The organism is Cuspidothrix issatschenkoi CHARLIE-1, assembly GCF_002934005.1.
Taxonomy (GTDB): Bacteria; Cyanobacteriota; Cyanobacteriia; order Cyanobacteriales; family Nostocaceae; genus Cuspidothrix; species Cuspidothrix issatschenkoi.
Genome location: NZ_PGEM01000175.1, coordinates 1 through 7846, shown reverse-complemented (window position 1 = coordinate 7846; position 7846 = coordinate 1). Strand labels below are relative to the sequence as shown.

8 protein-coding genes are annotated in these 7846 nt (G+C 37.6%); 3 read left to right on the top strand and 5 right to left on the bottom strand.

The annotated features are described in order from the left end of the window. Positions 1–625 (bottom strand): retron system putative HNH endonuclease (locus CUN59_RS19090; RefSeq protein ID WP_104389323.1); only part of this gene is annotated, 625 nt, incomplete at its 3' end. Further along, positions 622–1965 carry an AAA family ATPase gene (locus tag CUN59_RS19085; protein ID WP_104389322.1) on the bottom strand — a complete coding sequence of 448 codons (1344 nt, stop codon included), beginning with the start codon at positions 1963–1965 and terminating at the stop codon, positions 622–624. The genes CUN59_RS19085 and CUN59_RS19090, both read right to left, overlap by 4 nt. A 263-nt stretch (positions 1966–2228) precedes the next feature. On the opposite strand from CUN59_RS19085, the gene crtD reads away from it, so the two are divergent. Continuing rightward, a complete protein-coding gene (gene crtD / locus CUN59_RS19080) occupies positions 2229–3743 on the top strand; it encodes a C-3',4' desaturase CrtD (protein WP_104389321.1) in 1515 nt (504 codons plus the stop codon). A 175-nt stretch (positions 3744–3918) separates the two neighbouring features. Here the strand turns inward: crtD and CUN59_RS19075 are convergent, their stop codons facing one another. From CUN59_RS19075 to CUN59_RS19065, 3 genes are all read right to left on the bottom strand, one after another. Beyond that, complete coding sequence (locus CUN59_RS19075) at positions 3919–4752, bottom strand: DNA-formamidopyrimidine glycosylase (protein ID WP_104389320.1); 834 nt, start codon at positions 4750–4752, stop codon at positions 3919–3921. 116 nt (positions 4753–4868) lie between these two features. Next, positions 4869–5084, bottom strand: coding sequence for a photosystem I reaction center subunit IV (locus CUN59_RS19070; protein ID WP_104389319.1), 216 nt, complete (start codon positions 5082–5084; stop codon positions 4869–4871). Between the two features lie 212 nt (positions 5085–5296). Further along, complete coding sequence (locus CUN59_RS19065; RefSeq protein ID WP_104389318.1) at positions 5297–5881, bottom strand: PAP/fibrillin family protein; 585 nt, start codon at positions 5879–5881, stop codon at positions 5297–5299. Positions 5882–6110: 229 nt separating this feature from the next. Here CUN59_RS19065 and CUN59_RS19060 point away from each other — a divergent pair, with 229 nt between their 5' ends. Both CUN59_RS19060 and mraY read left to right on the top strand, forming a co-directional pair. Then, positions 6111–6350 carry a DUF3134 domain-containing protein gene (locus CUN59_RS19060; protein WP_104389317.1) on the top strand — a complete coding sequence of 80 codons (240 nt, stop codon included), beginning with the start codon at positions 6111–6113 and terminating at the stop codon, positions 6348–6350. Positions 6351–6434: 84 nt separating this feature from the next. After that, positions 6435–7535 carry a phospho-N-acetylmuramoyl-pentapeptide-transferase gene (mraY, locus tag CUN59_RS19055; RefSeq protein ID WP_104389316.1) on the top strand — a complete coding sequence of 367 codons (1101 nt, stop codon included), beginning with the start codon at positions 6435–6437 and terminating at the stop codon, positions 7533–7535. Positions 7536–7846 lie beyond the last annotated feature (311 nt).

Below are 7846 nucleotides of genomic sequence, written 5' to 3'. Positions count from 1 at the left end.
TCGCTTGTGCCAGTTGCGTAAGTCCTATGTTTATTACTTCGCTTCTTTCTGTTCTTAAATCTTTTCGATTGAGGTCAAATATTTCTACAACAATTTTTCCCCTTCCATCCTTTCCATAAATACTAGCTAAATTTCCATCCCAATAAAAGTCAAGATATTGATATATATCACAATTTTCATCGGTAGGATTAATTAATAAAGGAGTACCATCACAATCTAAAGGGAATTTATCTCCTTTATGTTCAGCATTATTACACACTTCACAAGAATAGAGAAAATTATTCCAATCAAAAGTTAAATCAATATATCGAGATTTCGGTTTAAAATGCTCAATTCTTCCTGCTGACAGTTCAACTTTAGTTTCACAAAAGGCACATTTACCACAAAACATATCATACAGTGCTTGCTTGACAGGATTGATGCCACTTTTGTTTACTTTACCTGGATTATATTTATTTTGGGCATTTTTTACTTTTGTCTTTGCTGTTTTAATGTCTTGTGGTTTTGATATAGAATTACTTTTTACTTGTTCAAGATTGATAATTGCTGTTTGCAGTTCTTTTAACCATCTATTAGCATTTTGTTTAAGAAAATCTGGTTCACTTGTTCTTGTCACTGGAATCACTTTAACTTTTCCTCTAAGTATCTCTCAATCTCATACTCTAAACTACCTGGTTCTGGTTTACCTCCTATTGGTTTAAATTCTTTCATAAATTGTCGTAATTCTTCATATTCTTGCAGTTGTTCTGTGGTTAAATTATTTCTATTACTTGTGAGGTAATCATAACGATCAATTTTATCTTGTACATCTGGAGAATGAGTTGAAACCAAACCAAAAGCAGGACTTCTTAAAATATAATCAAAATCATAAGCTGCAATATTTTCAACTTCCTCTATTTGGACTTCTCCATTGATCATTTTTAGTTTTAAAGTCAGTACATCATCTCCAGCACCGGCAGTAATAAAAGGACTATGAGTAGCTACAAAAAACTGTAAATTAGGAAAAACAGTTCTGAGTTTTTGAGCGATCAATCTTTGCCAAACAGGATGTAAGTGAATATCTAATTCATCTATGAGTACAATACCCGATGCTTCTCTTGGATCTTTATCTTCAAAATGAGAAAATGTTTGCAGTAAACGCCAAATTAAATCTCCAGCTAAAGCGATAATACTACGAAAACCATCTGATAATTGAGTGATGGGAATTAGCTGATTTTCTAATGAAAAAATGATAATACCATCATTACTAACTTGATCTATTTTAATATTTCCAGGTAAAAGTTCCAGAATTGCCTCTTCCCCTAATCTTCTCATTTCTTTAGATTTAGAATCATCAGGATTTTTAGCAATGCGATAATCTAAAAAAACCATCCATTCTTCAAAAGTGCTTAAACTATCATTTTCCTTAAATTGCGTGTCAAAATTAGTTTCACGATTTTTTCTTTTCAGTTCTCCTAAACTTGTTGGATTTTTCTCAGTACGTGAAAGGCGACGAAATGGACCATAACCAGCAGCAAACCAACCCTGAGAATCTAAAGTAAAAGCATTTGTCCTTAACCATTCAATGGTTTCTGAGTTTTTAGCATTTAGTGTATTTGCTGGATAATTATCTTTACCAATTCTAGTATTTTTATCCCCTATAAAAAAGTAAGAATAGTCATAAGAAAATTTATTTCTACCTTGATTTTGCATCATGCCTTCATCATCATTAGTTTTTTGTATAGTTGCGGTTAATTGACCATATTTTGAATCATTTCTTACCCAATTTTGGGGAGATGACATCAGTTTCTTAGCTGCATCTGGTCCAGCTAAAAGTAAAGCTATTGCTTGAAGTAATGTGCTTTTTCCTACTCCATTTTCACCTAATAAAGTGATCCATTTATAGGGTTTATTCTTATTGTCGAAGGATATTGTTTGTTCTGTAAATCCTTTGATATTATTGAGTTTAATACTTTTAAGCCACATGATAATATACCTCTTTAAAGTACACGTATGTTTAATTAATAATTTGTAATAATTTAACCCTCACTCTATGAAAAAGTATATCCTATTTTTGCCTTTTCATTGTTTTCGGGGGGGCAAGATACCCAGATCACAATAACTAGACCACGACCACCCCTAAATTATCATCAATTTTTGGACATTGGTGGAAAAACAGAAATGCTTCAATGCCCGATTTAATGTAAACTTATAATGAGTAATATGAAGAATTGTAAAGTTAATTATCAATGTCAAATCTTACACATACAAACAATCAATCCCCTATCATCGTCATCGGTGCGGGTATAGGTGGACTCACAGCCGGAGCATTATTAGCACACAGAGGTTATAACGTCCTTATCCTCGACCAAGCCATAGTTCCTGGTGGTTGCGCTTCTACCTTTAAACGTCAAGGATTTACCTTTGATGTCGGTGCAACGCAAGTTGCAGGTTTAGAACCTGGGGGAATACACCACCGGATTTTCTCCGAATTAAATATAGAATTACCCGCAGCTACATATTGTGATCCGGCTTGTGCGGTATATCTTCCGGGAGAGTCCACACCCATTAATGTTTGGCGTGATCCTCAAAAATGGCAAGAAGAACGCCAAAAACAGTTTCCGGGTAGTGAACCTTTTTGGCAATTATTAACAACTTTATTTAATGCTAGTTGGGAATTTCAAGGACGTGATCCCATTTTACCACCGCGTAATTTATGGGATTTAGAACAATTAATCAAAGCAGTGCGTCCGAGTACATTTATTACCGCACCTTTCACTTTTATGACAGTGGGAGATGCTTTAAGATTATATGGTTTAGGCAATAATAAAAGACTCAGAACATTTTTAGATTTACAACTAAAATTATATTCTCAAGTTAGTGCTGAAGAAACCGCTTTACTTTATGCAGCAACAGCATTGAGTGTATCCCAATCACCCCAAGGATTGTATCATCTGCAAGGCAGTATGCAAGTATTGAGCGATCGCTTGGTAGAATCCTTAGAACGAGATGGTGGTAAATTATTAATGCGTCACACCGTCGAAAAAATCAACGTTGACAATGGCCAAGCTAACGGTGTAGTTATTAAAAATCAGAAAACTGGGGAGACTTGGACAGAATCAGCAGATCATATAATTGCTAACGTCACCGTTCAAAACCTAGTAGAATTATTAGGAGAAAAAGCCCCATTGGGATATAAACAAAGAGTAGAAAAACTAACTCCTCCTTCCGGTGCATTTGTTGTTTATATAGGTGTAGATAAAAGTGCAATTCCTCCTGATTGTCCACCTCATTTACAATTTTTATATGATATCAATGGACCAATTGGGGAAAATAATTCCCTATTTGTATCTGTAAGTCATGAAGGAGATGGCCGCGCACCAATAGGAAAAGCCACAATTATCGCCTCATCCTTTGTTGATTTTACTCCCTGGTGGGAAACTCAAAACTATGAAGAGTTAAAACAAAAATTTACCCAAGATGCAATTTCTAAACTTTCCCAATATTTCTATTTAAAACCAGAAACCATCATTTATATAGAAGCGGCCACACCTCGCACCTTCGCCCATTATACAGGTAGACAAAAGGGAATTGTCGGCGGTATTGGTCAAAGAATTCCTACCTTTGGCCCCTTTGGTTTTGCAAATCGTACACCTATTAATAATTTGTGGTTAGTTGGTGACTCAACTCATCCAGGAGAAGGTACAGCAGGAGTAAGTTATTCAGCTTTGACAGTTGTTAGGCAAATTCAACATCAAAATTAAATAGGGTTTGCTGAAAAAGTTCCCTGTGAGGAAAGGGAACAGAGAACAGGGAACAGGGAACAAAGATAACTCCTCATTTCTCTGTGAACTCTGTGCCTCTGTGGTTCGTTACTCCGTGATTCTTGGGTAAGTCCTGAACAATCAATGATGATTATAGCTGAATACTTACCGAAATCTAATGCTGACATTGACAACAAAAATGGCTAGAACGGCCACCCAATTTAATTCGCTGGATAACATTACCACAAACTTTACAGGGTTCTCCCGTCCGGTTATAAACCCACGCTTCACCGCCATAATTACCATTCACACCTTTAACATTAAGAAAATTGCTAAAAGTTGTCCCACCTACGGCAATACTGGCTGATAAAACTTCAATAATTGCCGTTCGTAAAAGTTCAATTTGGGGAAGTTTTAATTCTATACCCAAAGTTGTGGGTAAAATGCCACTTTTAAATAAAGCCTCATCTGCATAAATATTACCTAATCCTGCCACCGTTGACTGATCTAATAAGCCAGTTTTAATGGGACGACGGGATTTTTTTAATTTATCGGCCAAATACTCAACAGTGAATTCTGGGGAAAAGGGGTCAACTGCCAGTTTTGCTAAACCTGTAATAATACTTTCTACCGCCACACTAGGAGGAACATACCACATTTGCCCAAAGGTGCGCTGATCAACAAAGCGTAATTCTTGTTTGTCTCCAAAAAATAACCTAACTCTGGTGTGTTTGTGTAAAGGTTCATTTTGATCTAACCATAGTAATTGACCAGTCATACGTAAATGAACACCTAATGAGGAAGCAGGGGAGAGTTCCGCTAGGAGATATTTACCACGACGATGCCAGGTGGTGATGGTATTACCTTTAATTCTATGAATAAATTCATCAACAGAAAACGGGTAGGCGATGGTGCGTTGTAGCAGCACATCTCCCCCCGTAATTTCTTGACTGAGGGTTAATTGATTTAAACCTCGTCGGACTGTTTCAACTTCAGGCAGTTCAGGCATTCAAGCAAATAATTTTTATAGGGGCAGGTATGGTCAAGCAAAATTAATATCCCGGATTTCTGCCTTGATATCTCCTGCTATCATCCCATGAAACTGTCCCCTAGTCACTGGGCTGTTTATTTTGCTGCTGGTTTAGCAGCAGGTGCTTTCACTTCGATTAATTCATCTAAAGCGAAGTTGTTGGTGTTGATATCATTGTAATTAACCTTGTTAAAGCGGACAATTACAGGGTATTTGATGCCAGTTTTATCAACAGAAACCACTGTACCAAGCTCCTTATTCCAGTAGGATTCAGGGCGGAGAACACGTACTATAGAACCACGTTGAACCATGTTGTATCTTCCCTTTTGAAGTATGAATTGCCATTAAATGAGGGCTGATTGTTTTTACTCTACAACCTGGAGGCGTTTGCTTGTGGTTTTGTTAAGTTATTTGTCAAATTGCTGGGTTTTCCCTGTTTATCAATTGTCAAGTTTTTTGATATCCCTTGACAAAAAACCAAGAATAGAGTAATTTCATGGCGGAAGGCCTTGTGTAAAAAGTGCTATGTTTTAGTTAATACAAAAACACTACCTTCGTTACCCCGACTAATACGGAGATCATCATCTATATAAGTAATATCTAACCAACCTTGTTGTTGTTCACTTTGAATGGGAAAATCAAAGGCTGTAAATTTTTGCCCCGATTCAATTTGTTGGATAAAATTTTCTGGTGATGTATAGCCTATCAGGCGTTGTAAACCAATAATCGAGCGTTGGAATTTTACTTGCACACGCCGTTGGGAAACTGGTTCAAATTTAGCAGCAACGCTGACTAATCCTTCTAAGGAAGGAATGCCATAAATTTCAGCTATATTGTAAACACTGTTGCTTTCTACCCGAATACATTGGTAAATTTGACCAAGCTTACAAAAGGGTAAACGGTCTATGTTTAGTAAGGCTTTGCTTGTGGTGTATAGTAGTCGCCAGTTGCCTTCTAATAAATTACTAGCTGCTAATGGCCTAGGAGTGGGATTAAAGTCTTCTAGATTAGCGATCGCTGCTAAAATAGCTTGTTGTTGTGAGGAATTGGTTAATAAACCCCGATTTGTTCCTGCAACGGCCTCAATTAGAGTGGATTTGCCTATCATTGCCCTTTACCTTCAGAGTTTGCATCATGAACTTAGATATTAATATTGCTGCCTATAATCATCCAACTCATTAAATGATGCCGTTTTGGCTACAATTTCGTGAATAAATGAAAATTTCCTTTAATTCGGATTTAACAATTAAAGAGTTGTATGAAGGAATAAAATTAACTGCTATCAAATGATAAACTCTTAATGTCTAGTTATATAAACCCTCGATGTCATTGTTGATATGTTAGATTCTCCCCTTCGTGAAGCCCCCCGTAACCAACGGGCAGCAGTTATTCCCTTAAAACAAGAGTCCTCCATGTTGGACTGGTTGCGAGCAGGTGGCCGACTTATAGCCCGTGATGTACATGATGCAGACTCTAAAGACGATATAGAAGTAATACCCGATTTTCTAGGCGGAGACGATGGCATTAGTGATATTGATTATGACGACGACGATGATGTCGTTATCGAAGAAGATTAGTATACAATATTTTGGGAACTACGGAGCAAAAATAGCTTCTATTGTTTTACTTAGGTTTTAAGTGTGGAGTGAGGGAAATTTTCTGTGGATGCTAAATTATCTCCTAACCAAAGTTTGAATTTTTCGGGAATCGGGTTGGCCTCTTTACTGGCCTCTTTACTCAGTATAACAGCTTTAATTTTAGATGGGCTGGCAAATAGAACCCCTTGGTCTGTTACCTCCCTCACCCTGCCTCTTTTACTCTGTGCTGTCGGTGTCACCATTCTAGGACAGTGGGTAATACCCATGTTACAAGCACTGAAAACAGGTCAGATTATTCGGGAAGATGGGCCCCAAGCTCATTTGAAAAAAGCCGGCACGCCAACTATGGGGGGTATATTTTTCATCCCTGTAGCAGTGGTAATGGCTTGCATATTATCGGATTTTTCTCAAGATGTGTTGGCGGTTTCCGCTTTAACACTCAGTTATGGTTTAATTGGTTGGATAGACGACTGGCAAATTTTACGCCGTAAGTCGAATAAAGGTATCTCTCCCAAGACTAAATTAGCCCTGCAAGTGATATTTGGGGGGATGTTTTGTCTGTGGCTAATGTTTAAAGGTGACTTTAGTATAACTAATATCCATTTACCTTGGGTGGGTTTATCCCTACCTTTGGGGCTATTGTTCTGGCCTGTAGCCGGGTTTGTTTTGGTTGCAGAGAGCAATGCTACTAATTTAACAGATGGTATTGATGGTTTAGCGGCGGGAACAGTAGCGATCGCTATCTTCGCATTAGGTGTAATTATCGCGCCAACTTCTCCCGACTTAATGGTTTTCTGTGCTGCTGTCAGTGGTAGCTGCCTAGGCTTTTTAGCCCATAACCGCAACCCCGCAAGTGTTTTCATGGGTGATACCGGTTCCTTAGCCCTGGGTGGAGCTTTAGCTGCGGTGGCACTGTTAACAAATAGCTTGGTAGCCCTGTTTATCCTGAGCGGTATCTTCTTTATAGAAACCCTCTCTGTCATGGCACAAGTTAGCTATTATAAAGCAACAAAAGGACCAGACGGCAAAGGTAAACGTTTATTTAAAATGGCACCTTTACATCATCATTTAGAATTAACTGGCTGGTCAGAATTGCAAGTAGTGGCTGTATTTTACATTGTCGCCGCTTTTCTAGCTTCCCTTTGTATTATGTCCATAAAATAATCAGGTTTGTTTTAAAAATAAAAATTCACAACCTCCAAATTTGGGGGTTGTTTTTGTTTTGAGATTGGGGGTTTTGTCCAGGAGGTAAATTACCCCAATTCCTAATAGACATCTGGTGAAAATTAAATATGCGTGACATAAAACCCCTGTAGAGACGTTCCATGGGTAGGTATTCTCGTCTCTACAATCTTTACCGAAGATGTCTAATACTCAAATTGTATAGCAGAAGCCAATAGGCAAGAGGCAAGAGTGAAACCCTTTGCTATTAAGCTAATGTGCAGCTAAACTGTATAATTAAAATATAATTACGT